This is a genomic window from Paraburkholderia sp. D15 (genome assembly GCF_029910215.1).
GTDB lineage: Bacteria > Pseudomonadota > Gammaproteobacteria > Burkholderiales > Burkholderiaceae > Paraburkholderia.
The window spans coordinates 1028684-1052598 of record NZ_CP110396.1 but is presented as its reverse complement, the minus strand read 5'-3'; the positions used below and the strand labels follow the sequence as shown (position 1 = coordinate 1052598).

The following is a 23915-nucleotide window of genomic DNA, read 5'->3' as shown; positions in this document are numbered from 1 at the left end:
TATGCGTGTCAGGCGCGCAGCCAGACGAAATCGCCGGCCGCGATGCCTTCGAACATATCGTCGCTCGATTCGATGATGTTCTGCAGCCAGTAACGGCCATGTTCCGCATAGTGCGACAGCAGGTCGGCGAGCGCTTCGCCGTTGAGGTCGCCGGAGAACGGCACGCGCGCGATCAGCACGATGCTGCCCGTGTCGGTGTCCATGCCGAGTTGCGCCTGGTCCTGCGCGTAGATCAGCAGATTCGCTTCCAGCATCAGGCGGTACACGCTCAGCGCGCGTCCGGCGGTGACGGTGCCGTACTGGAAGTTGATGTAGAGCGCGCCCGGATCGCTGTCGAAGTGATCGAGCCGCACGTCGAAGCCCTCGACTTCGATCGTACGCGTGTCGAGCACGTGGTCGACGTCAGGCAGTCCGACCGCGGCGCAGAGTTCGCCGATCAGCGAGGTGTAGAGACCTGTACTCATCGACAACGTCGTCCATGAAAATAGCCGCGCCGGGCCGCGCCGAAGCGCAACCCGGACGGCGGCACGACGGTGCCGGCCGGCGCGCGAACGCCGCCCGGCGCCGCCTCGCTCACGATGCCTTGGCGGCGTCCTTCAGACCCGATGCGCCGCTCTTCAGCGCGTCGCCGGCTGCCTGCGTGACGCTGGCCTGCGATTGCGCTTCCGCGATCTGCAGACCTTGCTGCGCGTTCGCGTTGATCTGGCCGATGATCCCCGAGGTGCTGGCGCCGTCGCCTGCCGCACCGCCCACGCTTGCTGCTACGTTGCCGATTGTCGAAGCAATGCCACTCATATCTGACTCCTTTAGACGTGTAGAAGAGGCTATCCGGAAGACGCCGCGGTTGCGGCGTGGGCCTGCCGGAACAGCTCGTTGCAGACCGTGGCGTCCGGAGATCCGGCGTCACGGGGTTCCGCGCGTCAGCGCGAAAAACGGGGTGATGCGAGGGTCATGCGTGCCGCGAGGCGGGCTTACTTCGCCAGTTCCTGCTCGCGCAGTTGCGCGACCACGCGGCTCGCGGCCATCAGACCCAGGTAGATCTTCGAGCGGTTGCTGCGGTCGAGGTCGTTGCCGCCTTGCGCGTCGCCGACCGATTGCGCGCTCTGTTGCAGTGCGCGTTCGAGATCGATCAGGCGCTGGCCTGCCGACGGATCGGCGAGCAAGGTCTGCAGGTTGTTGAAATCCTCGGCATGGCGTTCGATCGCTTCGTACATGACAGTCCTCCTTGAGTTCAGTGCGGTAGCGGCACGGCGCCGCCGTCGTCGGACGGCAACGGCACCGGGCCGGCGACGGCGGTGGGCGCGGCACGTGCGGCTCGCGTGGCGCCGGGCGTGGTGGACGCGGTTGTTGCGGTTGTTGCATTCGCCACGGTCGTCGCGGTGGGCGTTGCCGGTGTTGCTGCCGTTGCATTCGTCGACGCCGGTCCCGCGAGTGCCGTAAGGGCCGCTGGTGCATTCGTCGTTGCCGGTCCCGATGCCGCCGCGTCCGCCGCGGCATCGCTTGCCACATCCGGCACGGCGTAAATGTGCTTCACGCCGTCGGGCGTTTCGGCGTACTGCACGTCGCCGGACGACACCAGCGCGGTGTACGTACCCTGCCGCGGCGCAGTCTCGGGACGGCTGACGTCGGTCAGCGCGACGCGAATCTGCGTGATGCTCTTGTCGAAGTCGCCGCGCACGCGCGTCAAGGCGTTCTCCACGCGCTGCCTGTCCGCGACCGCGCCGGACACGGTGAACACGCCGTTGCCGTTGTACGTCACCTGCACGCCGTCCACGCCGATCGCGTCGCGAATACCGCGCGCCGTTTCATCGGCGAGCCGGTAGCGGCGCGCGATCACGCCGGGTTTCATGTGCTCGAACACCTGCCGCGCGATGTAGTCTTCGCTCTCCGAGCGGACCATGCCCGTCACCACCGCGCGCGCGGCGCCGCCGCTGCCGTTCGTGCCGTCGCGCACCGCATGCAGCTCGTCGAGATGCGCGTCGCTCAGCGCGCGATTCACGCGTTGCTCGAGCAGCACGTCGGGCGGCGTCAGGGCCGCGCGGCTGACGTTCGTCGTCAGCGCGAAACTGATGCCGATCGCGCCGGCGGTGATCGCCAGGCAGGCGGCGGCGATGCCGGTATAGCGCCGCCGTTTGAGACGGGCGGCGTCGCGCTCGGCATCGTCGGCTTCGCGTTGGGCCTGCACGGGCGCGCTCAGCAGCGTCGAGAGCAATGCGAGGTCGCTCGGCCACGTCGCGTCTGCCCAGCCGATGCAGACCACGGTGTCGTCGAATTGCATCGGCACGAAATCGACCATCCACACCTTGCCCGGATCGAGCGTGGCCGCCGATGGGGCCTGCGCGTCGTGTGCCGGTGGCGCGTCCGGCGCGGCGGTGTTCTCGTGATGACGCCGCGATTCGGTGTGCGCTTTCTTTGCTTCAGTTGCTGTTTCTGTCTCTGCTTGTTCCGCTGCTTCTGCTTCTGCTTCTGCTTCTGCTACTGCGTTTGTTTCTACGTTTGCTTGTGCTTCTGCGTCTGTTCGTTGCGCTGCCGCGGCTTCGCTATCCACCGGGGAACCCGCCGGCGTTGCAGCGTTGCCGGCGAGTGCTTCACCGTGCACGGCGCCGGTATCGAGCCGTTGGCTGCTCACCGCGCCATTCGCTTCGACGACCAGCAGCACGTCCGCGCCGCGCCAGTCGGTGAGCTGGATGTCGGCGTCGTCGTCGGCGCCGATCCGGTACGCTCCGGGGTCCAGATGGACCTGCGCACCGGCGTGGCGACCCGTGAGGATGCGTAGCAGTTTCATGGCGAAGTCGTGTCTCTACGGTGATGCGGGCGGCGTGCGCCGATCGGCGCTGCGGGCCCACTCGCTGTCGATGTTTTCACTGTAGCGGGTGAGATGCGACGTGCCCGGCGGCGACGCGAAGCGGCAGGCGGGGATGCGAAGCGTTCGGCGAGGTGGGGAGGAGGCGGTGTTCTCGGCAACGTGTGAGGCATGCGTATGCATGCGTCTTTGCGATTGCGGTCATGCGTGATCCGCGTTGTCGGCGTTGGCGTTGGCGCTGGCGCTGGCGTTGGCGCTGGCGTTCACGCTACTGCGGTCGATGTCGTCGATGCCATCGTCGGCATTCGCGGCTTCGTTCGCCCCCGCCCCGGCTTCGAGCGACGTCAGCGTGCTATGCGTATGCCCCGCACGCGAGCCGAGCAGACGACGTTCGAGCGTGAAGAGTTGCAGACCCAGCAGCAGATTGAAATGACGCACACGCGTTGCGGCATCGACAGTCGGCGCAGCGGCGTTGCGCGCATGAGCCGTTTCCGGCGACGCATTCGCGGCCACATGTCCACGCGTCTCGGCACCAGCCCCAACGGCACTTCCAGCCATCGCCCCACGCTCCGCCGCCCGCAACCCAGTCCGCTCGACAAGCCGCGCGCGCACCGCCGCGAAATTCGTCGCCGCCGCTTCGCCGAGCCACGCACGCGCCATCGTCACTTCGCCGGCGAGCCGGTACAGGCGGGCATCGAAACGTTGCGACGGCGCGGCGGCGATCTCGTCGCGCAGCGCCAGCAATCGATCGCAACAGGCATCGGCCAGTGCGTGTTCGCGTGTGCCGCCGTTGTCGTGTTCGAGCGCGACGGCGAGCCAGTCCGGCATCGCCGCGCCATCCAGACCCGCGCGCGATGCCGCCGCGTCGCCGACGCGCCGCTCGCCGGAGCCATGCCGCCATTCGCGCTCGCGCCGCTGCTGCTGTTGTTGCTGACCCTGACCTTGCCCCTGCCCCTGCTTCTGCCCATCCTGCGACGACTGGCCGCCGCCGCTTTGACCTCCGCGCCCACCGCGCCCACCGTCACGGCTCACGCGCAGACCGCCCGCGCGATTCTGCGCGCCGCGCTGCGGCAGACCGCGCACGTTGGCCTGCCGCAACATCTGCGCGGCGGCCTTTTTCGATGCGGCGAAGCGCGCCCGCTTGTTGGCCTGCCCCTGGCGCGTTTGCGCGAGCCGCGCGCGCAATTTGCTGGCGCGCTGCCGGTTGGCGAGCAGCTTCGCGGCGGCGTGGTGCGCATAGGCGAAGTTGGTGTGGCCGCGAAACAGCGTGGCTTGATGGTTGGATCGCGCGTCGTCGCGCGCGTGATCGGACTGCGCGCGATCGGTCCGCGTGAGCGCGTCGAGCCGCGCAGACGGCAGATTCGTCGCGGCTGGATTCATCGGCGCAACGGCGCGCGATACGCCGCTCTCGCCACGACCGCGTTGATGACGCTGATGCTGACGACGACGCGCCCGCTCATTGCGGCAACGCGGTGCGCATCATCTGGTTGGCAAAATGCAGCACCGCCGACGCCGCCAGCGGCGCGACGATCACGATCGCGATCACGACCGCGACCAGCTTCACGCCGTGCGGCAGCGTCTGATCCTGCATCGACGTGATCGCCTGCAGGAACGACACCGCGAGCCCGACCGCGGCCGCCACCAGCACGATGGGCAGCGAACAGTAGAGGCACAGCAACATCCCCTGAGCGGTCGCGCCGATCAGCGAATCGATATCCATGACGAAGTCCTGTGAGTGCGCGGCGCATCGCGTTCGACGGGCGCTATTTGTAGGTCAGCACGAGGCCGTGGATCAGCGTCGACCAGCCGTCCATCACGACGAACAGCAGCAGCTTGAACGGGATCGCGACGTTGGTCGGCTGCACCTGATTCAAACCCATCGCGAGCAGCACGTTGGCGATGATCAGATCGACCACGATAAAGGCGATGTACAGCAGGAAGCCGATCTTGAACGCGTCGGTCAGTTCGCTGAGCGTGAACGCGGGGGCCAGCACGAACAGATCGTTTTCCTTCAGCTGGCTCGCTTCTTCCTTCGGCCACACCACCGAGGCCGAGCGCAGGAAGAAGCGCTTCTCGCGTTCGTGCGCATGGTTCTGCAGGAACTGGCGGAACGGCTCGCGCGCGGCGCTGAACGCCTGCATCACCGTCTGCGAGCTGGATTCGGCCGCTGCCGGACCGCTCGGCATGTTGCGCGTGGCGGCGATCGCGACCGGCGCGAGCACGTACGCGGACACCAGGATGGCGATGCCGTTGAGCACCATGTTGGGCGGCACCTGCTGCACGCCGAGCGCGTTGCGCAGCAGGCCCAGCACCACCACGATCTTCATGTAGCAGGTCACGACCATCGCGACGAACGGCAGGATGCTGATCGCCAGAACGACGAGCAGCAGTCCTGTGAGGTCACCGAACTGAGCCATCGCCGTGCGCCATTCTGACGATGCGGATGCCCAGATGCTCGGCGACGGCGATCAGCTCGCCATAGCCGATGGTCTGGCCGTGCGCGACCAGACGGATCTGCGCGTCGACGACCGGCGTGTCGAGTTCGATCACATAGCCCGGCCGCAGCGAAGTGAGTTGCGCGAGCGGCAGCGCGACGCTGTCGAGCTCGAATTGAACCGGCAGGTCCAGGTCGCCGATCTCGATCGGCTCGCCCTGGAAATCGACGGCGAGCGGCGGCATGCCCTCGTCCGGTTGCTGCGGTTCGTCGGTCATGATGGGTTCCTCGATGATGGCAAGACGGCAGTCGTCGATTTCTACGCCGACGCTGAAACGGGTAAGTCCGGCGCTGCCCCAGGCGGCGCGTGCACGAAACGGATTGCCGAGCCGCAGCGCGGTCTCGGTGTGCGGCGGCATCGTGCGCAACAGTACGTCGCCGGGGCGCAGCGCCTCGAGCGCGGCAATGCCGATGCGGCGCGCGCCGAGCGCGATGCGGCCGGGCACGCGCCACGCCGGATGGCATGCCGGCGCGAGCGCGGCGCCGACGGGCGACGGGTGTTCCTGTGCGAGAACCGACGCGGCAGCCGAAGCGAAGGGGGACGCATGCGGCGCGGCGATGCGCCGTTCCAGCATCGCGAGAATCGCTGGGCTGGCGTGAATCAGGGCGTCGTGGCGCTCGCCCTGGAACATGACGTCGACGCGTGCCGCGAGTGTGTCGCCGGTGGCGTCGAGAGCATCGGCTTCGGATGTGCCGCCCGACGACGGTCGGTGCACAACGGCATTGCCGCGTGGGCTCAGCCGTTGCACGTCCGCGACGCGCCATGTGCCGGCGCCTGCTTCGAGCAGTGTCTCGGTGAGCGGCGCGAGCAACGCGGTCGCGATCGACTGGCGCAGCGCGTGCGACGCACCCGTGTTCGCCGCATTCGTCGCATTCGCCGCGCTCATCGCATTCACCACGCTCGCCGCATTCGCTGCATTCGAACCCGCCGCGCCGGCGAGAATCTGCAACGCCGGATAGCGCCGCAGATCGACGTCGATCGACAGGCTGCCCGCGACGTGTACGAGCACGATGCGGCCGGGTTCGTCGACGTGTGGAGCATCCGCCGTGTCGCTGGCGGGCCGCAGTTGCCACGCATCGACCCCGGCAAGACGCGCGACGAGCGCGTCGAGGCGCGCGTCGAACAGCACGCGCGAGGCTTGCGCGGCGGCCTGGGTGAGTCGCGGAAGGCGGGCCGCAAGCGCATCCGTGGCGGTCCGCGCGGCGGCACCCTTGACCCTCAACGGTGCGGACGCCTGCAAGGCGCGCGGCGTGCCGTTCCCGGGAGCCGGCCTGTCGTCATTCAGCGGTGCGGTGTTGTCCAGCGCGAGGGCCATGGGCAGTACGTCGAAGTCAGCGTGGGGCGGTCGCCGTCGCACATCCGCGTGACGCGGGGCGGAGTGCGGCGGGCGTTGCGTCACCAGATCGCGATCTCCAACTGACGCGGTTCGCCCCAGGCGTCGAGCAGTTGAGTCAGTTCGCGTTCGAGCAGGCGACTATGCTGCAAGAGTAGTTGGCGGCTCGACGGATCCTGCGCGTCGAAACGAAGTTGCAGACAGAGAGGCGAAAGCGTCAGATAAAGCGTGGTGTCGGGCAGCACATCCGGGTCGAGCGGCAGACGCACTTCCCAATTGCCGGACTGCGTGACCGCGCGATTCGCGCAGAACGCCGCGATCTCGCGGGCCACGCGCGCCGTGAGTTCGATGAAGCGGTTCTGCTGCTGATAGACGGCGTCGACGATCGGCACGCTGACGGACCCGATCCGCTCGGCCAGCGAGTCGAGACCGCGGCGCTGGCGCGGATCGGCGGCGGAGGAGGGCGGCGCGTCGTCGTCGGCCGAAGCGTCGGAACCGGCTGCGCCGTAGTCGTCCGCGTCGCTGTCCTGCGCGCCGGCACCGGCCGGACGCGGCGGCGTGAGGCGGCGGCGCAGCAGCGCCGCGTAGTCGACGCGTTTCGTCCGCGGTGCGCTAGCCGGGTCCGCCGCGTCGGTAGCGGGCGCGATGATGCGGGCGGCGCGATGGAGTCGGGTCATCGCGCGTTACAGCGTGACGCGGCCAAGCGGCTGCAGATCGACGTGCGCACCCAGCTCCTGATACGAGTAGACCGACAGCCAGCCGAGCTGCGATTCGATCATGCGGCGCACGTAGCGGCGAATATCCATCGACGTGACCAGCGCGATGCCCGCGCGCGGCGCCGGCCCGACGAACGACTGGATGCTGTCGACCAGAAACTTCGCCTGATCGGGCGGCAGCGCGAGATAGTTGCCGGTCGGCGTCTGCTTGATCGCCTGGCGGATGTGCTGCTCGACCGGCATGTCGAACAGCACCACCGGCAACTGCTTCGCACCGTTGGCCGCGCGGTGCGCGAGAAAACGCGAGAGATCGCCGCGCACATACTCCGTGAGCATCAGCATGTCTTTCTCCTTCGGCCCCCACGCGATCAGGCTCTCCATGATGTTGCGGGCGTTGCGGATCGACACCTGCTCTTCCAGCAGGCGCCGCAGCACGTCGGCGATGCGTTGCGGCGGCAGCACCTTCTGCACTTCGGCGACGAGGCCGGGATAGTCGTTGCCGAGTTGTTCGAGGATGTACTGCACCTCCTGCACGCCGACGAACAGCGCCGCGTGCTGTCGCAACAACGCGACCGAAGCGTGCGCGATCAACTGTTCCGCGCGCCACACGCGGCTTTTCGCGGGCACCGCTTTCTCGTCGATCCAGTAGGTTTGCCGGCCGTTCGCGGCGAGCGGCGTGCCGACGTCGCACTGCGCGATGATCGCCGTGGCGGCTTCGTCGTCGATCGTGTGCGCGGCGTGCGCGTTGGCGCCGGCGCTACCCTCCGCTTCGCGCGGCGCCGCGCCGAGGTCGGGCAGCACCACCTTGCCGGGCGGCAACGCGAGCGACAACTGCGGCACGTCGTGCATCAGGAATTCACAGGTGGACGGCGGCACGCGGTCGGACACCCACATCGTGATGCCGGGAAACGGCAGGCCGAGTTCTTCCTGTAGCAGCGCGCGTTCGGATTCGAAGGCCTTGTCGAGCGCGGGCGGATTGATGCGGGCGATCAGATCGGCGGAAAGACGCACGCCGAGCGGCGCGGCGAACGCGGGTGCTTGCGGCAGGATTGCCGGCGAGCCGATCTTCGAGCCCGCGCGTTGCATCGACTCCAGCGGCTCGCTGCCGGACGCGCCGTGGCCCGGCTGACGCTTGCCGAGCCGGTACGCGGCGAAGCCGAGCGTGCCCGACAGCAGCAGGAACAACGGCCACGGAAACCCCGGCACCGCCGCGAACGCGAGCAGCAACAGCGAGGCGAACGCCAGCGCGCGCGAGCTGGCCATCAGTTGCCGGCCGATCTCCGCGCCGAGCGAGAGCGGCTTCTCGTCGCGTTCGTCGGCCACCCGCGTGATCATCACGCCGGCCGCCACCGAGAGCAGCAGCGACGGAATCTGCGACACCATCGCGTCGCCGATCGAGAGAATCGAGAAGCGATTGGCTGCCTCGCCCGCGGTCATGCCGTGATACGCGACGCCGACCGCTAGACCGGCGACGATGTTGACCACGGTGATGATCAGCCCGGCCACCGCGTCGCCCTTGACGAACTTCATCGCGCCGTCCATGCCGCCGTGCAGCGCGCTTTCGAGCGCGAGCGTCGCGCGTTTGCGGCGTGCTTCCTCGGGCGTCAGATTGTTCGCGCGCAGGTCCGCGTCGATACTCATCTGCTTGCCGGGCAATGCGTCGAGCGTGAAGCGCGCGCCGACTTCGGCGACCCGCTCGGAGCCCTTCGCGATCACGATGAACTGCACCACCGTGATGATCACGAATACCACGATGCCGACCACGAGGTTGCCGCCCACCACCAGCTGCCCGAAGCTGTCGATGATGTCGCCCGCTTCCGCGTGCAGCAGAATCGACTTGGTCGAGGCGATGTTCAGCGACAGCCGGTACAGCGTCGTGAACAGCAGCAGCGTCGGAAATGCCGAGAGCGACACGATGCTCGGCACGTAGAGCGTGATCATCAGCAGCGTCACGCTGATCGCCAGATTGAAGCTGAGCAGGATGTCGATCAGCAGCGTGGGCAGCGGCAGGATCATCAGCGAAATCATCGCGACGATCAACGCCAGCAGCGCGATTTCGCCGCCGGCCGGCAGTTTCAGCGTCTTCAGCATGATGACCTCGCGAGGTGACGTTGGGACGTGACGTTGGGGAATGACGATGAGAAGCGCTGCCGCGGGTCAGCGCGCGATGCGCGGCGCGGCAGCATCGTTGCGCGCGGCGCCGAGCGAATCGACCCAGCGCAGGATCGCGGCGACCGTTTCGAACAGCTCTTCGGGAATCGGCGCGCCGAGCTCGACCTTGTACAGCGCGCGCGCCACCGGCGGGTTGCCGACGATCGGCACGTTGGCCATCTGCGCTTCGCGGCGCAGGCGCGCGGCTTCCTCGTCGAAGCCCTTGGCGATGATCACCGGCAGCGGGTTTTCTTCCGGCGCATAGCGCACCGCGACCGCGTAATGCGTCGGGTTGACAACCATCACGTTGGCCGCGCCGACCTTCGGACGCGGCGCGCTGGTCGCCATTTCGCGCGCGAGGCGGCGGCGCTCGCCCTTGATCACCGGGTCGCCTTCGTCCTGCTTGTACTCGCGCTTGATTTCATCCTTGCTCATCTTCTTGCTGCGGATAAACAGCCACTTCTGCAGCTTCACGTCCGCTGCGCCCATCAGGATGAACACCAGCGCGGCGACGCCGAACAGTTTCAGCACGACACCCGCGAACAGGCGCGAGAGCTGCGGCAGCGGTTGATAGAGCGAGCCGACCACCATCGGCATCAGGCTCTTGATGGTTTGCCACATCACCAGCGAGACGATCGCGCCCTTGACGATCATTTTCAGCAGATCGATCAGCGCGCGCGCCGAGAAAATTTTCTTGATGCCGGCCATCGGGCTGACCGCGCCGAGTTTGAAGGCGACCGGCTTCATCGAAATCTGGAATCCGGTTTGCGGCGCGAGCGCGACGATCGCCGCGACGAAAGCCGCCGCGACCGGCATCAGCACCGCGCCCGCCAGACGCGAGCCGATCTGCTGCAACGCGACTGCGAGCGTCACCATGTCGTGATCGCCCGCGACGAAATGCAGCGCGATGTTCAGCGACGAGCGTGCCGCGTCGACGATCATGTCGCCGCACGCGACGAGCACGAGCACGCCGGCCGCGAGCAGCACGCCGTCGACGAGGTCCGTGCTCTTCGACACCTCGCCGTCGCGGCGCGCTTCGCGCAGTTTCTTCTCGGTGGGCTTTTCGGTCTTTTCGTCGCTCATGGGAGGGCTTCGGGTGGGATGACGCGCGGCGTGGGCTGTCTGGTGTGCGGCGGGCGATGTGCGGCGGGCAGCTCAGCGTGCAGCGGACGCCGGTGGACCTGCTTCGATCATAGGCGGCTGACGTGCGCACGGCGGCGCAGGGACGAAGCGCCGGACGTGCAGGCGAAGCGAGCAGGCAAGCAGGAACAGGCAAACCCGGGCAACCGCGAGCCGGCATGAACAAGAGGAGAGACGCGGCCGGTCGCGTGAACAGCCTCCGCGGCGCGCCGCATCCGCCCTGCCGGCGATCGCTTCGTTTGCGCGCGGAACGCTTCGCATCGCACGCGGGAGGTGCCGGGGCGCGTTGTTAAGGTGCACTACGTCGCAAGCGGTCGCCAGCGGTCGCAGGTGCGCCGGCCGCGGCGGACCAGGGCCCGCCGCGAACCGCGCGGCCTCGCCGGCAGGCGCCATGCGCCCTTTATTCATGGAGATCCCACGTCATGCTCCCGAGCCAGTCCACGCCGTCTTCAGCGAGCGCGCTTCCCGATTACCTGCAATGCAGTCACGAGGTCGTGTGCGGCCTGATCGAGACCGCCTCCGCGGCGTTGTTCGCGCACTTCCCGAAGGCCGCGGGCGACACGCTCGACGTCGAACTCGTGCTCGACGCGCTGCGCGTGTTTCGCCCGAAGGTCGCGGAGATCGGCATGCTCGACGGCGTGCTGCATATCGTGCATGGCCGCTGGGACGACGCGGCGCACGCGCTGCGCGCGGTGATCGATCTGGCGCCGGATTTCGCGTACGCGAAGGCGATGATGGCGTATTGCCTCGCGTCGAAAGGCGAGGACGGCTGGCGCCAGTGGGCGCACAACGCGCTCGAATCGAGCCCGAACCGCGAAACCCTGGCACTGGTGCGCGCGCTCGAAGCACGCGAAGATTTGCAGCACGCGGTGCGCGACTACCGTGGCGGCGAATTCGTGATTCCGGAGACCTGCCAGTCGCTCGTCGACGACGCGCGCGCCGCCGAGCAGTCGCCCAGCGCGACCCCTGCCGCGCTGTCGATGCCCGATCCGCAATTCAGCTATCTGCGCGCGTGAACCCACGCGCCGTTCGCACCGTTCGCCGCGACGAAACCCGCAGCCGCGCGGCGCGAACCCGTCCAGTACGATCGAGCGAGGAAATCCGCATGAGCCAGGCCATCACCAGTTCGACCATTCAGGCAGCGCTGACCAGCATGACCGAGCCGGCGCAAAGTACCCCCGGCGGCGCCAACGCAGGCGCGGCGGAAAAATTCCAGGCGCTGATGGACCAGCCGCCATTGAGCCCGCCTGCCGCGCAACACGGCGGCGGCGACGGCACCGTGTTCTCGCAGATGGTGTCCACCTACGACGCCGCCGCGCAGCACGCGATGAACCACATCACCGAATTCGCGCAGCAGTCCGGCAACATGGACGTGAAGCAGGTGATTGCCGAATCCGCGCAGGCCGCGATGGAAATGTACCAGGTGCAGTTCGACTTTCAGGCGAAGATGAGCGTGGTGTCGTCGTCGAAGTCGTCGGCGGAAACCTTGATGAAGAATCAGTGATGATGGCGCGCCGTCGATTGCGGGAATCCCATGCGGCCCGGCGGGCCGGGCTCGCGTTGCTGCTGGCCGGCTGCGCGTTGCTGGCCTCGTGCAAGAAGGAGCTGTACGCGAACCTGAGCGAGCAGGACGTCAACGAGATGACGGTGGCGCTGCTCGAACGCGGCGTGAATGCCGACAAGGTGAGCCCCGACGGCGGCAAGACCTATACGTTGCAGGTGGAAGGCAACGACATGGTCCGCGCGATGCAGATTCTCAGCGTGCGCGGCCTGCCGCACAGCAAGTTCGACGATCTCGGCAATCTGTTCAAGAAGGACGGCCTGGTCTCGACGCCGACCGAGGAGCGGGTGCGCTTCATCTATGGTCTGTCGCAGGAACTGTCGGGCACCTTGTCGCATATCGACGGCGTGATGTTCGCGCGCGTGCAGATCGTGCTGCCGAACAACGATCCGTTGGCGCAGCAGGTGAAGCCGTCGTCGGCGGCGGTGTTCATCAAGTACCGGCCGGAATCCGATATCGGCGCGCTGGTGCCGCAGATCAAGAACCTCGTCGTGCATAGCGTCGAAGGGCTCTCGTACGACCAGGTGAGCGTGACCGCCGTGGCCGCCGAGCCGGTGGAGATCGCCGCCGCCGCGCCCGAGCAGCCGTATCCGCTGCGCTGGGTCGCGGGTAGCGTCGCCGCGTTGCTGCTGGTGCTCGCGGGCGCGGCCGTCGCGCGCCGCAAGGCCTTGCAGCGCCGCTTCAAACCCGCCGCCGACGTGTTGAGCGGACGCTTCGCGGGTCTGGCGGCAATGCGCCGCAAACGCGGGTCGTCCGCCTGAGCGCGCGATGCCGGGCGAGGTCGCGATGGGCGTGCCCGTGGTTCGCGTGCTGATGCGCGGCTTCCCGCCGTCGCGAGGCCGCGGATGAACGCGCTGGCCGGGTCACCTTATCGCCGCGCGGCCGCCATGCTGCTCGCGTGGCAGCGCAATGCGCGCGGCGTGTTGCAGTGGGCGCATCCGTCGTGGCTGGCGAGCGCGCTGGCCATCGACGAAACGCAGGCCGCCGGTTTGACGCAGGCAGTGGCCGCCGCCCATGCTGACGACTGTTCGCTCGCGTTGCTGCGTCATCTCGGCTTGCCGATGCCGTCGCTCGATGCGTTCGCCGAGCCGGGGCCGTTGCGTCTCGATGCGTTGCCGGCCGCCGCCGGTTTGCGCGTGCTGCGGATTCGCGCGCTGCGTTTCCGGCGCGCCGAAATCCGCCGCATCGTCGACAAGCGGACCCGCGCGACGGTCGTGCAATGGGCGGCCTTGCCGCTCGATCGTCTGACCGGCGATGCGCAGAACGACCGGCGCGCGATGCCCGACATCGCGCAGATGGCGGCGCGCGTGCCGATTCCGCCGGTCGCGATGCTCGACGACCATGCGCTCGCGCTCGAAGGGTATGCGCTGATCCGGCGCGATCTGGAGGTGGCCATGGATCTGGGCGGCATGCGTTCGCCGTGTCCGTTGCTGCGGCTTGCGCTGCCGCGCGGCGTGGCGGCGGATAGGCCGGTGGATGGGTATGCGTCAGTCCCTTCATCCATGCAGACGCGCGACAACGCGGCGCACGCATCTCACCAATCTCACGCATCTCGCGCAGCGCGCCACTGGGTCGATCAAATCCCCGCGGACGTCGACCAGCACGGCACCGCCGCGCTGTTCGCCGAGCTTCCCAACCTGTTGCCGGAGTACCCATGGTTATCTGGCTGAGCCAGCCCCGGCAGGCCGATCGTCCCGCAGACGGCGAACGTCCGCGGCTCGGTGTGCATGGCGACATCCTGCCGCGCGAAACCTTCGGCGCGCTGGTCGACGTCACCACGGTCTACCAGCAAGCCGAACACGACGCCGAAGCCGAACTCGACGCCGCCCGCGACGAAGCCGCGCGCCTCGTCGCGGCGGGACGCGCCGAGGCCGAGGCCTTGCTGGAGATGGCGCGCGCCGAATACGACACGGCCGCGCAACGCGGCTTCGACGAAGGCGTCGCGCGCGGTGTCGCCGACTGGCTCGCGAGCGTCGCGCAAGCCGGCGGCGAAGCGCGCGTCGCGCAGCAGCAGATGCGCGGGCGGATGGCGGAGATCGTCGCCGTCGCGGTCGAGCAGATCGTGCGCAGCGAAGGCGCGAGCGCGCTGTTCGAGCGGGCGCTCGTCGCGGTCGACCGTATCGTCGAAGGGTCGACCTATCTGCGTGTTGCCGTGCATCCCGACGATCTCGACGACGCGCGCACCGCGTTCGAGGGTCTCGCGAACCGCTGGCGCGAACTCGGCCGTCCGCTGCCGATGACCGTGGTCGCCGATCGTCGTCTCGCGCGCGGCAGTTGCCTGTGCGAGTCGGATCTCGGCTTGATCGACGCGAGCGTATCGACGCAGTTGCGGACCATGCGCGCCGCGATTGCGCGGGCGTTGAAGGAGTCGGTGCAGGATGCGGCCGGCGGCGTCGAGCAGGCAATGCAGCACGCGCCGCAAGAGGCTGAAACATGAGCGTCGATACCAAGGCGAACGAGACCGCCAGCGAGACCGCCAGCGACGCCGCCAGGCCCCGTGCCAACACCACCTCGGCCGGCACGTCCAGCCAGGGCGCCCACTTCCGCCGCCTGACCGACGCGATCGAACGCGAACTGCTCGCCAGCGTCCGCGTGCGTCAGAGCGGCAAGATCATCGAAGTGATCGGCACGCTCATCAAGGTCGCCGGTCTCGATCTGCAACTCGGCGAGCTGTGCGAGTTGCGTACCGCCGAGGGCGTCCTGCTGCAGCACGGGGAAGTGATCGGCTTCACGCGCGACTACGCGCTGGTGTCGCCGTTCGCGCGGCTCGCGCAGGTATCGCGCTCGACCCAGGTGATCGGGCTCGGCCGGCCGCTCTCCGTGAAAGTGGGCGACAAACTGCTGGGCCGCGTGATCGACAGTCTCGGCGAGCCGATCGACGGCCTCGGTCCGCTCGATATCGACGACGCGCGCACGCGGCCGATTTTCGCGGACCCGCCCAGCCCGATGACGCGCCGCATGATCGAGAACACGATGCCGACCGGCGTGCGCGTGATCGACGCAATGACGACCTTCGCCGAAGGTCAGCGGATCGGCATCTTCGCGCCGGCCGGCGTCGGCAAGAGCACCTTGCTCGGCATGCTCGCGCGCGGCGCGCAATGCGACATCAGCGTGATCGCGCTGATCGGCGAGCGCGGCCGCGAAGTGCGCGAGTTCGTCGAGCTGATTCTCGGGCCGGAGGGGATGGCGCGCTCGGTGGTGGTGTGCGCGACCTCGGACCGCTCGTCGATCGAACGCGCGAAGGCGGCGTATGTGGCGACCGCGATCGCCGAGCACTTCCGCGACGAAGGCAAACGCGTGCTGCTGATGATGGACTCGCTCACGCGGTTCGCGCGCGCCGGCCGCGAGATCGGCCTCGCCGCCGGCGAGCCGCCGGCGCGGCGCGGTTTTCCGCCGTCGATCTTCGCCGAGTTGCCGCGTCTGCTCGAACGCGCGGGCATGGGCGAGACGGGTTCGATCACCGCGCTCTACACCGTGCTGGCCGAAGACGAATCCGGCAGCGACCCGATCGCCGAGGAAGTGCGCGGCGTGCTCGACGGCCACTTGATCCTGTCGCGCGAGATCGCCGCGAAGAACCGCTATCCGGCCATCGACGTGCTCGGCAGTCTGTCGCGCGTGATGCCGCAGGTGGTCACGCGCGAGTACCTCGACGCATCGACGCGTCTGCGCGAATTGCTGGCTCAGCATCGCGATGTCGAAATGCTGCTGCAGGTCGGCGAGTATCAGGCGGGTTCGAACCCGCTCGCCGACGAAGCGATCGCCAAGATCGACGCGATCAACGCGTTTCTGTCGCAACGCACCGATCATTACGCGGACCCCGCCGACACGGCGGCCACGCTGATGCAACTCGCGCAGCCGGGTGCCGGAGGCGCACGCTGATGCGCACGACGGTCCGCCGAATCACCGCGCTCAAACGCGCGAGCGCGCGCCGCGAGCGCAAGGAAACCGAACTGCGCGCCGAACTCGACACGCGGCGGCGCGAGCACATGGATCTGTCCAGGCGGGTCGACGAGAGCGTGGCGCGCGTGGCGGAACTCGATGCGATCGCGATCCAGCATCGCGATCGGATTGCCGGCATGATGACCGGCGCCGAGCCGTTTTCCATCGACGTATTCGAAGGCTGCCGCCGCTATCTGGAGGTGATCGACGCGCAGGCGCAGGATGCGCGGGCCGAACTCGACACGCGGCAACAGGCGGTCGTCGCGAAAGAAGAAGAGATCGCCGGCGCGCGCCGCGCGATTGCGCAGAATCGCGGCCGCATCGACGTATGCCGCCAGCGCACCACGCAGCTCGAACAGACGCTCGCGCAGATCGAACTCGACGCCGAGGACGAAGCGGCGGAAGAGTTGTCGCTGGCACGGCGCAGCCTCGCATGAACGATCTTTTCGTGGTGGTCGGCCCGCGCCTGATCCAGGACCTGATGGTGCTCGGCGTGTGCTCGATCCGTCTCTACGTGATCATGACGCTGTTCCCGCCGACCGCCGACGGCACCTTGCAAGGGCCGGTGCGCAACGGCGTCGCGCTGATCTTCAGCCTGTATATCGCGATCGCGCAGCCCGCCGGTTTCGCGCAATCGCTCACGGGCATGGTGCTGCTGTTCACCGGCCTGCGCGAAGCGCTGATCGGCACCGTGCTCGGCTTCGCCGCCGCAACCGTGTTCTGGGTCGCCGATAGCGCGGGGACGTATCTTGACAGCCTGAGCGGCTACAACAATGCGCAGATCACCAATCCGATGCGCTCCGAAAAGTCCACGCCGTCGGGCACGCTGCTGAGCCAGCTCGCGATCGTCGCGTTCTGGACGCTGGGCGGCATGGAGTTTCTGCTGCAGGCGTTGTACGAGTCGTATCGCTGGTGGCCGGTGGCGTCGTCGAAGCCGATCGATACCGACTTCCTCGAAATGTTCGTGCTGCAGCAGACCGATACGTTGATGGCGATGGTCGCCAAACTCGCCGCGCCGATGCTGTTCGTGATGGTGCTGATCGATCTCGGCGCGAACCTCGCTTCCAAATCGGCGCAGAAGCTCGAACTCAGCGCGCTGAGCCAGCCGATCAAGGGCGCGGTGGCGGTGCTGCTGCTCGCGCTGTTCGCCGGCATCTTCATCAACCAGGTGCGCGATCAACTCGACCTGCGCCTGTTCGCCGGACAGATGCGCGCACTGGCGAAAGCGACGCATGCGCAAGGTGCGCAGGATACGCAAGCCGCACCCAGGCAGTGATCTATGCGCGATCGCCGATTTTCAACACTCCTCAAATCGGGCCGCCGCGTTAGCTTTGTTGAAATTCTCAAGCCTCTCCCTGCACTACATTGAATCCGCAGCGTAGCGTGCGACGCCCGGCGATCCCGGCGTTCGCCACGCGGATCGACAACCAGGGAGTCCAACATGTTTTCAAGCCTGTACTTTCCGCTTGTGTCGACGCTGGCGTGCCATGAGGCGCCCTCCGGTCATCTGGAGATGTTGCGCGACGGCAAGCTGGCGGAGGCGGTGGCTCACACGAATCGTTGCGCGCAACATTGCGCGCACGATGGCGATAGCGCGTCAGGCTGCATGCAGCTTCAGGCGGATCTGCAAACCATGCTTGGCATCGAAGTCGATGCCGAGGATTCGTACCGCGAAGCGCAGAAGATGATCCGCTCGTCGCGCCGCGACGTGCGTGTCGCGTCGTGCCGCAATACCGGCTGGCAGGCGTTTTTCCGGCATCGCTTCGGCACGGCGATGTCGTGCTTCATGCGCATCGTCGACGATGCGCGGCTGGAGCGGCGGCAGGCGCTGGAAGCGCGTTTCGGTGCGCTCTGCGTGCTGTTCGAGCTGGGGCAGTGGCACGAGGCGTCGGAGTTGCTGGACGAACTGGAAGCGCTGGTGGATGCCGCGACCTCGGACGGCGAAGCCGCGTTGCCGCAGCGGCCCGTGTGGTGTGAATTGATCGACACGCTGCGCTACGACCTCGCCGCGCAACACGAACTGCGCACGGCCGCGCAACTCGCCGATCACGTGTACTGGCAGTCGGGATTGACGTCCGGGGCCAGCGTGGCGCTGGCGACGCATTCGCTCATGCAGGGCGAAGCCCGTGCGCTGCAACTCGCGCAGGCCGCCGCGCGCGTGCGCTCGCCGCTGCTGCGCGCGCGCGTCGACTATCTGGATGCGTTGCGCCGGCTGGCGGCGGGACAGCGCGAAGCGACCGACGTGGCGGTCGCGCATCTGAACTGGGCGATCGCCAACGGGCTGTACGCCTACCAGTACGCGGTGCGGCTCGAAATCGCGCTTGCCGGTCTGGCCGGCGCCGCGCCGCAACTCGCGGAGACCATGCTCGCGCCGCTCGGCGCCGACCGCCGTGCCGTGCAGGGACACCGGCAACTGGAGTATCTGTACTGCCTCGCGAAAACGCGTTCCGCGCAGGGCCGCGATCAGGAGTCGGCGCAACTCTACAGCCGCTACGCGCTCGCCGCGATGCAGTGTCTGCGCGAAGCTTCCGCCGCGCTCGCGCCGTTCGCGCATCGCGCGAAACGCGCGCCGGAACAGCTCGACGACGTCGGCGCGCGCTTGCCCGCCAGGTACCGCCGCGCGTATCGCTATCTGATGGACAACCTCGAACGCAGCGATCTGTCGGTGCGTGAAGTGGCCGCCGAAATCGGCGTGACCGAGCGCGCGTTGCAGAGCGCGTTCAAGAACAGCCTCGGCTCGACGCCGACCGAAATCATCCGGCAGAAACGCATGGAACGAATTCGCGCGGAACTGCAACGCGAGGCGGTGCACGGCGAGCAGAGCGTGTTGCATGCGGCCACCCGCTGGGGCGTGCAGAACCGTTCGACGCTGGTCAACGGTTATCGCCGGCAATTCAACGAAGCGCCGTCGGACACGCTCAAGCGTTGAAGCGACGCCATTCGCATCGACCCGTTCACTCATCAATCGAACCGACAGACCACACATGAAAGTCACTTCGCGTCGTAATACGTGGGGGGCGCGCTTCGTCGCGAGCCTGAAGCTGTGCCTGTGTCTCACTCTCGTCGCGGGCAATGTCCGCCTTGCGCTCGCCGCGCCGGTGCCGTTCCGGACCTCGATCGTGCATATCGCGGTGGAAAGCAAGGATCTGAAGGACGTGCTGCGCGATTTCGCGGCGAGCCAGGGGATCCCGGCCTCGGTCGCGAACGACGTGCAAGGGACGGTGTCCGGCAACTTCGACATGTCGCCGCAACGCTTTCTCGACACCTTGTCGGGCACCTTCGGTTTCGTCTGGTTCTACGACGGCAGCGTGCTCGCGATCAGCACCGCGAACGACGTGACGCGCCAGGTGATTCATCTCGACTTCGCGGGCACGAAGGAATTGCGCGAGACCTTGACGCAGATGGGGCTGGATAACAGGCGTTTTCCGGTGGTGTACGACCCGTCGCTGGGCGCCGCGCTCGTGACCGGACCGAGTCAGTACGTCGCGCTGGTCGCCAACCTCGCGTCGCGGCTCGACCAGAACGCGAACCGGCGTGTCGGCACCGAGGTGCGCGTGTTTCCGCTCAAGCATGGCTGGGCGGCCGACCACAACGTCGTGATCGACGGCAAGTCCGTGAAGGTGCCGGGCGTCGCGCGCGTGCTGGCCGGCATGTATCACCCGGGCAAGGACGAATCGGGCGACAACGCGGATGGCGGCAACGCCCGGAACATGGCGCCCGGCATGGTGCGACAGACGCCGATGACGGACGCGGCCGGCAACACCGGCGGCGGCTCGCCGTTCGCGAGCGGCGACGGCGGCGGCGTCAATCCGCCGTTGCCCGCGTTCTTCGGCCAGGGCGCGAGCAACGCGCCGCAATTCGCCGCGCAGTCGCCGGGGCAGGGGCGCAATGGCGGCGCGGGTTATGGCGGCAACGGCATGAACGGCATGAGCGGGTTGAGCGGCGGCGACGGCGGCACCGGCGCGGTGCCGGCCGGCGCCGGTTCGCTGCCGGTCATCAAGGCGGACCCGCGCACGAACTCCGTGCTGATCCGCGATTTGCCGCAGCGCATCGGCCAGTATCAATCGCTGATCGACCAACTCGACGTGCGCCGCAAGCTGGTGGAGATCGAGGCGCACATCATCGAAATCGACGACTCGGCGTTGCAGCAGATCGGGGTCGACTGGCGCGCGCATAACAGCCACGTCGATCTGCAGACCGGCAACGGCACGACCGCCGCCAACAGCTACGCGAACGGCCAGTTGAACCCGACCTTCAACGGGACCGATTCCTCCGGCAACACGATCCTCAACACGACGCCCGGTGGCCTCGCGCTGACGGCCGTGCTCGGCGACGCGGGCCGCTATCTGATGGCGCGCGTGAACGCCCTCGAAGACAACAACCTCGCGCGGATCGACGCGAGTCCGAAGGTGGCGACGCTGGACAACGTCGAGGCGGTGATGGACAACAAGAAGCGTTTCTACGTGCGGGTGCAGGGCTATACGTCCGGCGATCTGTACGAGATTTCGACGGGTACTTCGTTGCGCGTGTTGCCGATGGTCGTCGACGAGGACGGGCGCACGCAGATCAAGTTGCAGGTCCACGTGGAAGACGGTCAGACGAACGGGCAGCAGGTGGACAACATCCCCGTGATCACGACCAGCGCGATCAGTACCGAGGCCGTGGTCACGCAGGGCGAAAGTCTGCTGATCGGCGGCTACCGGCTGGACAACTCGTCGAACGGCGAGAACGGCATTCCGGTGCTTTCGAAGATTCCGCTGCTCGGCGCGTTGTTCCGTTACCGCGAGGACCAGCACAGTCACACCGAGCGGCTGGTGCTGCTGTCGCCGCGCGTGATCGAGTTTTGAGCGGGTCTTGAGCGGGTCTTGAGCGAGCGCTAAGCGGGTTCAAGGCGGAGGACGTGGCAGTGCATGGCGTCGTGTTCCGCCGCCCGCCGCTCGAGCGAAGCTAAACGACACTCAGGCGAGGCGGCGCACGCCTGCACGGTTTGCCACGAAGGCCCAGCTATCGCTGCTCTCGGGCGACCACGGCTGGGCGTGGCGGGCCGCTTCGCTGCCGCTCGTGTGCAGCTTGATCGTGCCGCCCGTGGTGCATGCGCCGTTCGCGGCACCGCTTGCGGGTCTGAGCGGAGGACGTGGCGCGGCGACCTCGGCGGTGCGCTCCAGCGCGCGTTCCGTGGCCCGTGCGAGCGTCGTCTCGGGGACGCGTTCCGCAGCCCGCGCAAGCGCCGGTTCCACCGCGCGTTCGACGATCTGCTCGATCCGGTAGCCGTGCGCGTACATCGTGCGCAACACGATCCCACATGCGCCGTCGAGCTGCAGTTTCTTGCGCAGCTTGTAGATGTGCTGCTCCAGCGTGCGCCCGACGATGTCCTCCGAGCTGCCCCACACCGTGGCCGCAATCGCGCGCCGCGTCACGTAGTTGCCCTGCTGCGAGAACAGCACCCACGCAATCGCGAATTCGCGCGCGGTCAGCCGTACCGGCTTGCCGTCGATTTCCACGCTGCCGTCGCGGCGGCTCATCCGGTAGCTGCCCATCTCGAGTTCGTCGCCAGTCGTCTGCGCCGTGCCACAAGAGCCGGAATCGCACGCGAAACGCCGCACCGCGAGCTGGAAGCGCAAGCGCAACTCGCGCGGATCGACCGGCATCAACACGATGTCGTCGGCGCCCGCGTTCAAGGCGGCCTGCACGTGTTCACGCGCACAGAAGTCGCCGACCGCGATCAGCGGCGCGCGCCGGTCGCCGTAGCAGGCGCGCCGCGCCAGCACGGGATGCGATGCGTCCATGCCCGAGGCCGCGTCGAACACGATCGCGCTGAACTCTTCCCGATGCAGCGCACGCGCCAGCTCGACGTCCTCGCCATAGCGGGTGCAGACGGCGCCTTCGGCGGCCAGGCAGCTTTGAATCAGATGAAACAAGGCCGAGTCGTTGGTGAAGATGGCAAGTTTCAATGGTTACCTCGCGAAGACATGGCCATTTTTTGCTCATTCGCTCAGGAGGACACAACAGCGTGGTCCCGGCAGACGAAAGGTAGGGGCGCACGTCCGCTAGGTACGTAACATTTTGTTAAATGGCCACGTTGACAAAAACTCGTAGACCGCATGTATGCATTGCGCGTGACAGCGATTTGCACGATTGAGGGGAATTGTCTGAAGTTAGCGGCGAATTGACGGCGTAATAGCCTGTCGCTATTTGGTCAATTGCTCGGGCTGTGAGCGAAGTTTCTGTGGGAGCGCTTCCGCAAGCCTTGTGCCGCAAGGCTTTGGCGGGAAATTTACAGAGCGTAAGGCGAAAACTGACTTTGTTTGAGGATCGGTCAGTCGTTCGGAAGCGGCGCGGCGCCATTTGCCGGGTGCGGGAAGCCACCCCACGGCGTCTGAGTGGCGCGCGTGCGGCCTGTCGTATGCGCGGAAGAGGACGCCGGCGCGTCGAGGCGCTGGCTGTAGATCAGATAGGTCGCGCTGAACGGAACCAGCAGCGTGCCGCCTTCGCGGTCGCAGAGCGGGTCGGGCGGCAGGCCGCCGGTCGTGTCGACCTGCTGGATCATCGAGGTGCGTGCGAAGCGGCCTTCGCGCATCACGCTGCCGGGCTGTTGCCGCGCGACCAGTCTCGCCCAGACCAGCGTGCCGGCCGTGACCTGCGCGAACGCGTCGGCGCGCGTGACGACGTAGCTGTTGTCGTAGGCCGTGAAATAGCCGCCCGGTGCGACCGTGCCGACGCTGCGGCGTTGCGGATCGACCAGCGTGGCGAGGTCGCCTTCGCGGGTCCATGCGCGCGCGCCGCCGTCGCGGCGGCATTCGTAGAGGGTCTGGCCGTGCGCGCTCAGCACCTGATCGAGATGCTGGTTCGGACCGGCGCGCAGGGTGAGCGGCAGGTCGGTGTCGGTGGGCGGGCTATAGGGTGTCGTGCAGGCGGCGAGTGTCAGGGCGGTGAGCGTGACGAATGCCGCGCGCGTCGCCGCGGGGAGGCGCGCATGGGACGCGTCGCTGCCGTTTGGCAAGCGGGAGGGGCGTGGCGCGCGCAAGGTGCGTGGCAGATGTGGCGAGCGTGACAGGCCAGGCAGGCGTGGCGAGCCTGGTAAGCGCGGCAGGCGCAACAAGCGTAACAAACGCAACAAGCACGACAGGCGCGAGGTGCGTGCCGTCATGCAGTCAACGCCCGGTTCGAACTCAACGCCTCGGCGACCCGCGCGCGCATGTCGTCGCTACGGTAGCCGAGGTGCGCGCCATCGTCGGCGGGAGCGAGGAAGCGGTCGACGATCGCCGTCGCCGTGTCGTTGCCGCTCGCCAGCACGTCGTGCGCGCAGCGCTGCCATTCGATGTCGTCGAGCGTGTACAGACACCAGCTCTGCAAGGCCCAGACGATCGGACTGCCTTCGCCGCGTTCGTCGATCTGCCGCAGCACCTGCGAGGCCGCCAGCCAGTTGGCCGAGCCGATCTCCAGCCGCGCCTCGCAGATATCGCCGAGCGGACCGTGCGGTTGCAACACGCGCAGCGCCTGCAACATATCTTCGAGCTCGGCTCGCGCACCGCAACGCACGCCCCAGGAAAACATCGTCAGCAGGACATTCGATACGACGGATGGGTTCGACATGATGTTGGCTCCGAAGGCGTGGTGAACATCGCGTATGGATTCGGCCGGCGAGCAGCGACGCGGACACGCGTTGCCGCATGCCGCGCATGCGTGACGTCGAGCATGTCGCGAATGGGGCGGACGTCACGCACGTCACGACCGTCACGTCTGTCACGTCTGTCACGAACGTCGGGGACGTCGCCGC

At 67.6% G+C, this 23915-nt stretch carries 24 protein-coding genes; 10 read left to right on the top strand and 14 right to left on the bottom strand.

The window, feature by feature from the left end:
- Positions 1-8: 8 nt before the first annotated feature.
- From LFL96_RS24510 to sctU, 11 genes are all read right to left on the bottom strand, one after another.
- A complete protein-coding gene (locus LFL96_RS24510) occupies positions 9-464 on the bottom strand; it encodes a CesT family type III secretion system chaperone (protein WP_281003287.1) in 456 nt (151 codons plus the stop codon).
- A gap of 109 nt (positions 465-573) precedes the next feature.
- Complete coding sequence (locus LFL96_RS24505) at positions 574-795, bottom strand: hypothetical protein (protein WP_281003286.1); 222 nt, start codon at positions 793-795, stop codon at positions 574-576.
- A 176-nt stretch (positions 796-971) separates the two neighbouring features.
- Entirely contained in the window at positions 972-1214 is a 243-nt protein-coding gene (locus LFL96_RS24500; RefSeq protein WP_281003285.1) for a type III secretion protein, read from the bottom strand.
- Between the two features lie 17 nt (positions 1215-1231).
- Complete coding sequence (locus LFL96_RS24495; protein ID WP_281003284.1) at positions 1232-2785, bottom strand: hypothetical protein; 1554 nt, start codon at positions 2783-2785, stop codon at positions 1232-1234.
- A 219-nt stretch (positions 2786-3004) separates the two neighbouring features.
- Positions 3005-4183, bottom strand: coding sequence for a hypothetical protein (locus LFL96_RS24490; protein WP_281003283.1), 1179 nt, complete (start codon positions 4181-4183; stop codon positions 3005-3007).
- Between the two features lie 76 nt (positions 4184-4259).
- A complete protein-coding gene (sctS, locus tag LFL96_RS24485) occupies positions 4260-4523 on the bottom strand; it encodes a type III secretion system export apparatus subunit SctS (protein WP_281003282.1) in 264 nt (87 codons plus the stop codon).
- A 43-nt stretch (positions 4524-4566) separates the two neighbouring features.
- The gene (sctR, locus tag LFL96_RS24480; protein ID WP_281003281.1) at positions 4567-5220 is read right to left on the bottom strand and encodes a type III secretion system export apparatus subunit SctR; all 654 of its coding nucleotides are present in this window, start codon (positions 5218-5220) and stop codon (positions 4567-4569) included.
- Complete coding sequence (gene sctQ / locus LFL96_RS24475) at positions 5204-6613, bottom strand: type III secretion system cytoplasmic ring protein SctQ (RefSeq protein WP_281003280.1); 1410 nt, start codon at positions 6611-6613, stop codon at positions 5204-5206. The genes sctR and sctQ overlap by 17 nt, the downstream gene beginning before the upstream one ends.
- 80 nt (positions 6614-6693) lie before the next feature.
- Positions 6694-7308 (bottom strand): type III secretion system protein SctP, encoded by a 615-nt coding sequence (gene sctP, locus LFL96_RS24470; RefSeq protein WP_281003279.1) that lies wholly within the window; start codon positions 7306-7308, stop codon positions 6694-6696.
- A 6-nt stretch (positions 7309-7314) separates the two neighbouring features.
- Entirely contained in the window at positions 7315-9441 is a 2127-nt protein-coding gene (sctV, locus tag LFL96_RS24465) for a type III secretion system export apparatus subunit SctV (RefSeq protein ID WP_281003854.1), read from the bottom strand.
- Positions 9442-9504: 63 nt separating this feature from the next.
- Positions 9505-10581: a type III secretion system export apparatus subunit SctU gene (gene sctU, locus LFL96_RS24460; protein WP_281003278.1), complete on the bottom strand. Its 1077-nt coding sequence runs from the start codon at positions 10579-10581 to the stop codon at positions 9505-9507.
- A 479-nt stretch (positions 10582-11060) separates the two neighbouring features.
- Here sctU and LFL96_RS24455 point away from each other — a divergent pair, with 479 nt between their 5' ends.
- The 10 genes from LFL96_RS24455 to sctC all read left to right on the top strand — a co-directional run bounded on the left by LFL96_RS24455 (position 11061) and on the right by sctC (position 20985).
- Positions 11061-11654, top strand: coding sequence for an HrpB1 family type III secretion system apparatus protein (locus LFL96_RS24455; protein ID WP_281003277.1), 594 nt, complete (start codon positions 11061-11063; stop codon positions 11652-11654).
- An 89-nt stretch (positions 11655-11743) separates the two neighbouring features.
- Positions 11744-12142 (top strand): hypothetical protein, encoded by a 399-nt coding sequence (locus tag LFL96_RS24450; RefSeq protein ID WP_281003276.1) that lies wholly within the window; start codon positions 11744-11746, stop codon positions 12140-12142.
- 2 nt (positions 12143-12144) lie between these two features.
- Positions 12145-12960: a type III secretion inner membrane ring lipoprotein SctJ gene (gene sctJ / locus LFL96_RS24445; RefSeq protein ID WP_281003853.1), complete on the top strand. Its 816-nt coding sequence runs from the start codon at positions 12145-12147 to the stop codon at positions 12958-12960.
- 84 nt (positions 12961-13044) lie between these two features.
- Entirely contained in the window at positions 13045-13869 is an 825-nt protein-coding gene (locus tag LFL96_RS24440) for a type III secretion protein HrpB4 (protein ID WP_281003275.1), read from the top strand.
- Positions 13854-14636 carry a type III secretion system stator protein SctL gene (gene sctL, locus LFL96_RS24435; RefSeq protein WP_281003274.1) on the top strand — a complete coding sequence of 261 codons (783 nt, stop codon included), beginning with the start codon at positions 13854-13856 and terminating at the stop codon, positions 14634-14636. The genes LFL96_RS24440 and sctL overlap by 16 nt, the downstream gene beginning before the upstream one ends.
- Positions 14633-16078: a type III secretion system ATPase SctN gene (sctN, locus tag LFL96_RS24430; protein ID WP_281003273.1), complete on the top strand. Its 1446-nt coding sequence runs from the start codon at positions 14633-14635 to the stop codon at positions 16076-16078. The genes sctL and sctN overlap by 4 nt, the downstream gene beginning before the upstream one ends.
- Positions 16078-16575, top strand: a complete 498-nt coding sequence (locus tag LFL96_RS24425) for a type III secretion protein (RefSeq protein WP_281003272.1) — start codon at positions 16078-16080, stop codon at positions 16573-16575. Before sctN ends, LFL96_RS24425 begins: the two co-directional genes overlap by 1 nt.
- The gene (sctT, locus tag LFL96_RS24420) at positions 16572-17414 is read left to right on the top strand and encodes a type III secretion system export apparatus subunit SctT (protein ID WP_281003271.1); all 843 of its coding nucleotides are present in this window, start codon (positions 16572-16574) and stop codon (positions 17412-17414) included. The genes LFL96_RS24425 and sctT overlap by 4 nt, the downstream gene beginning before the upstream one ends.
- Before the next feature lie 165 nt (positions 17415-17579).
- Positions 17580-19067 carry a helix-turn-helix transcriptional regulator gene (locus LFL96_RS24415; protein WP_281003270.1) on the top strand — a complete coding sequence of 496 codons (1488 nt, stop codon included), beginning with the start codon at positions 17580-17582 and terminating at the stop codon, positions 19065-19067.
- A 55-nt stretch (positions 19068-19122) separates the two neighbouring features.
- Positions 19123-20985, top strand: a complete 1863-nt coding sequence (gene sctC, locus LFL96_RS24410) for a type III secretion system outer membrane ring subunit SctC (RefSeq protein WP_281003269.1) — start codon at positions 19123-19125, stop codon at positions 20983-20985.
- A gap of 111 nt (positions 20986-21096) precedes the next feature.
- On the opposite strand, the gene LFL96_RS24405 is transcribed toward sctC, so the two are convergent.
- From LFL96_RS24405 to LFL96_RS24395, 3 genes are all read right to left on the bottom strand, one after another.
- Complete coding sequence (locus tag LFL96_RS24405; RefSeq protein WP_281003268.1) at positions 21097-22089, bottom strand: response regulator transcription factor; 993 nt, start codon at positions 22087-22089, stop codon at positions 21097-21099.
- Between the two features lie 365 nt (positions 22090-22454).
- Positions 22455-23138 carry a DUF3455 domain-containing protein gene (locus LFL96_RS24400; RefSeq protein ID WP_281003267.1) on the bottom strand — a complete coding sequence of 228 codons (684 nt, stop codon included), beginning with the start codon at positions 23136-23138 and terminating at the stop codon, positions 22455-22457.
- Positions 23139-23281: 143 nt separating this feature from the next.
- On the bottom strand, positions 23282-23731 hold the full coding sequence (locus LFL96_RS24395) for an HrpB1 family type III secretion system apparatus protein (RefSeq protein ID WP_281003266.1): 450 nt from the start codon (positions 23729-23731) through the stop codon (positions 23282-23284).
- Positions 23732-23915 lie beyond the last annotated feature (184 nt).

Coding starts and splice junctions, on each gene's coding strand:
- LFL96_RS24510 (WP_281003287.1), bottom strand. CDS start 464: ATGAGTACAGGTCTCTACACCTCGCTGATCGGCGAACTCTGCGCCGCG.
- sctP (WP_281003279.1), bottom strand. CDS start 7,308: ATGACCCGACTCCATCGCGCCGCCCGCATCATCGCGCCCGCTACCGAC.
- LFL96_RS24505 (WP_281003286.1), bottom strand. CDS start 795: ATGAGTGGCATTGCTTCGACAATCGGCAACGTAGCAGCAAGCGTGGGC.
- LFL96_RS24415 (WP_281003270.1), top strand. CDS start 17,580: ATGTTTTCAAGCCTGTACTTTCCGCTTGTGTCGACGCTGGCGTGCCAT.
- sctL (WP_281003274.1), top strand. CDS start 13,854: ATGGTTATCTGGCTGAGCCAGCCCCGGCAGGCCGATCGTCCCGCAGAC.
- LFL96_RS24440 (WP_281003275.1), top strand. CDS start 13,045: ATGAACGCGCTGGCCGGGTCACCTTATCGCCGCGCGGCCGCCATGCTG.
- sctN (WP_281003273.1), top strand. CDS start 14,633: ATGAGCGTCGATACCAAGGCGAACGAGACCGCCAGCGAGACCGCCAGC.
- sctC (WP_281003269.1), top strand. CDS start 19,123: ATGAAAGTCACTTCGCGTCGTAATACGTGGGGGGCGCGCTTCGTCGCG.
- sctU (WP_281003278.1), bottom strand. CDS start 10,581: ATGAGCGACGAAAAGACCGAAAAGCCCACCGAGAAGAAACTGCGCGAA.
- LFL96_RS24490 (WP_281003283.1), bottom strand. CDS start 4,183: ATGAATCCAGCCGCGACGAATCTGCCGTCTGCGCGGCTCGACGCGCTC.
- LFL96_RS24500 (WP_281003285.1), bottom strand. CDS start 1,214: ATGTACGAAGCGATCGAACGCCATGCCGAGGATTTCAACAACCTGCAG.
- sctR (WP_281003281.1), bottom strand. CDS start 5,220: ATGGCTCAGTTCGGTGACCTCACAGGACTGCTGCTCGTCGTTCTGGCG.
- sctS (WP_281003282.1), bottom strand. CDS start 4,523: ATGGATATCGATTCGCTGATCGGCGCGACCGCTCAGGGGATGTTGCTG.
- LFL96_RS24455 (WP_281003277.1), top strand. CDS start 11,061: ATGCTCCCGAGCCAGTCCACGCCGTCTTCAGCGAGCGCGCTTCCCGAT.
- LFL96_RS24425 (WP_281003272.1), top strand. CDS start 16,078: ATGCGCACGACGGTCCGCCGAATCACCGCGCTCAAACGCGCGAGCGCG.
- LFL96_RS24495 (WP_281003284.1), bottom strand. CDS start 2,785: ATGAAACTGCTACGCATCCTCACGGGTCGCCACGCCGGTGCGCAGGTC.
- sctQ (WP_281003280.1), bottom strand. CDS start 6,613: ATGGCCCTCGCGCTGGACAACACCGCACCGCTGAATGACGACAGGCCG.
- sctT (WP_281003271.1), top strand. CDS start 16,572: ATGAACGATCTTTTCGTGGTGGTCGGCCCGCGCCTGATCCAGGACCTG.
- sctJ (WP_281003853.1), top strand. CDS start 12,145: ATGGCGCGCCGTCGATTGCGGGAATCCCATGCGGCCCGGCGGGCCGGG.
- LFL96_RS24395 (WP_281003266.1), bottom strand. CDS start 23,731: ATGTCGAACCCATCCGTCGTATCGAATGTCCTGCTGACGATGTTTTCC.
- LFL96_RS24450 (WP_281003276.1), top strand. CDS start 11,744: ATGAGCCAGGCCATCACCAGTTCGACCATTCAGGCAGCGCTGACCAGC.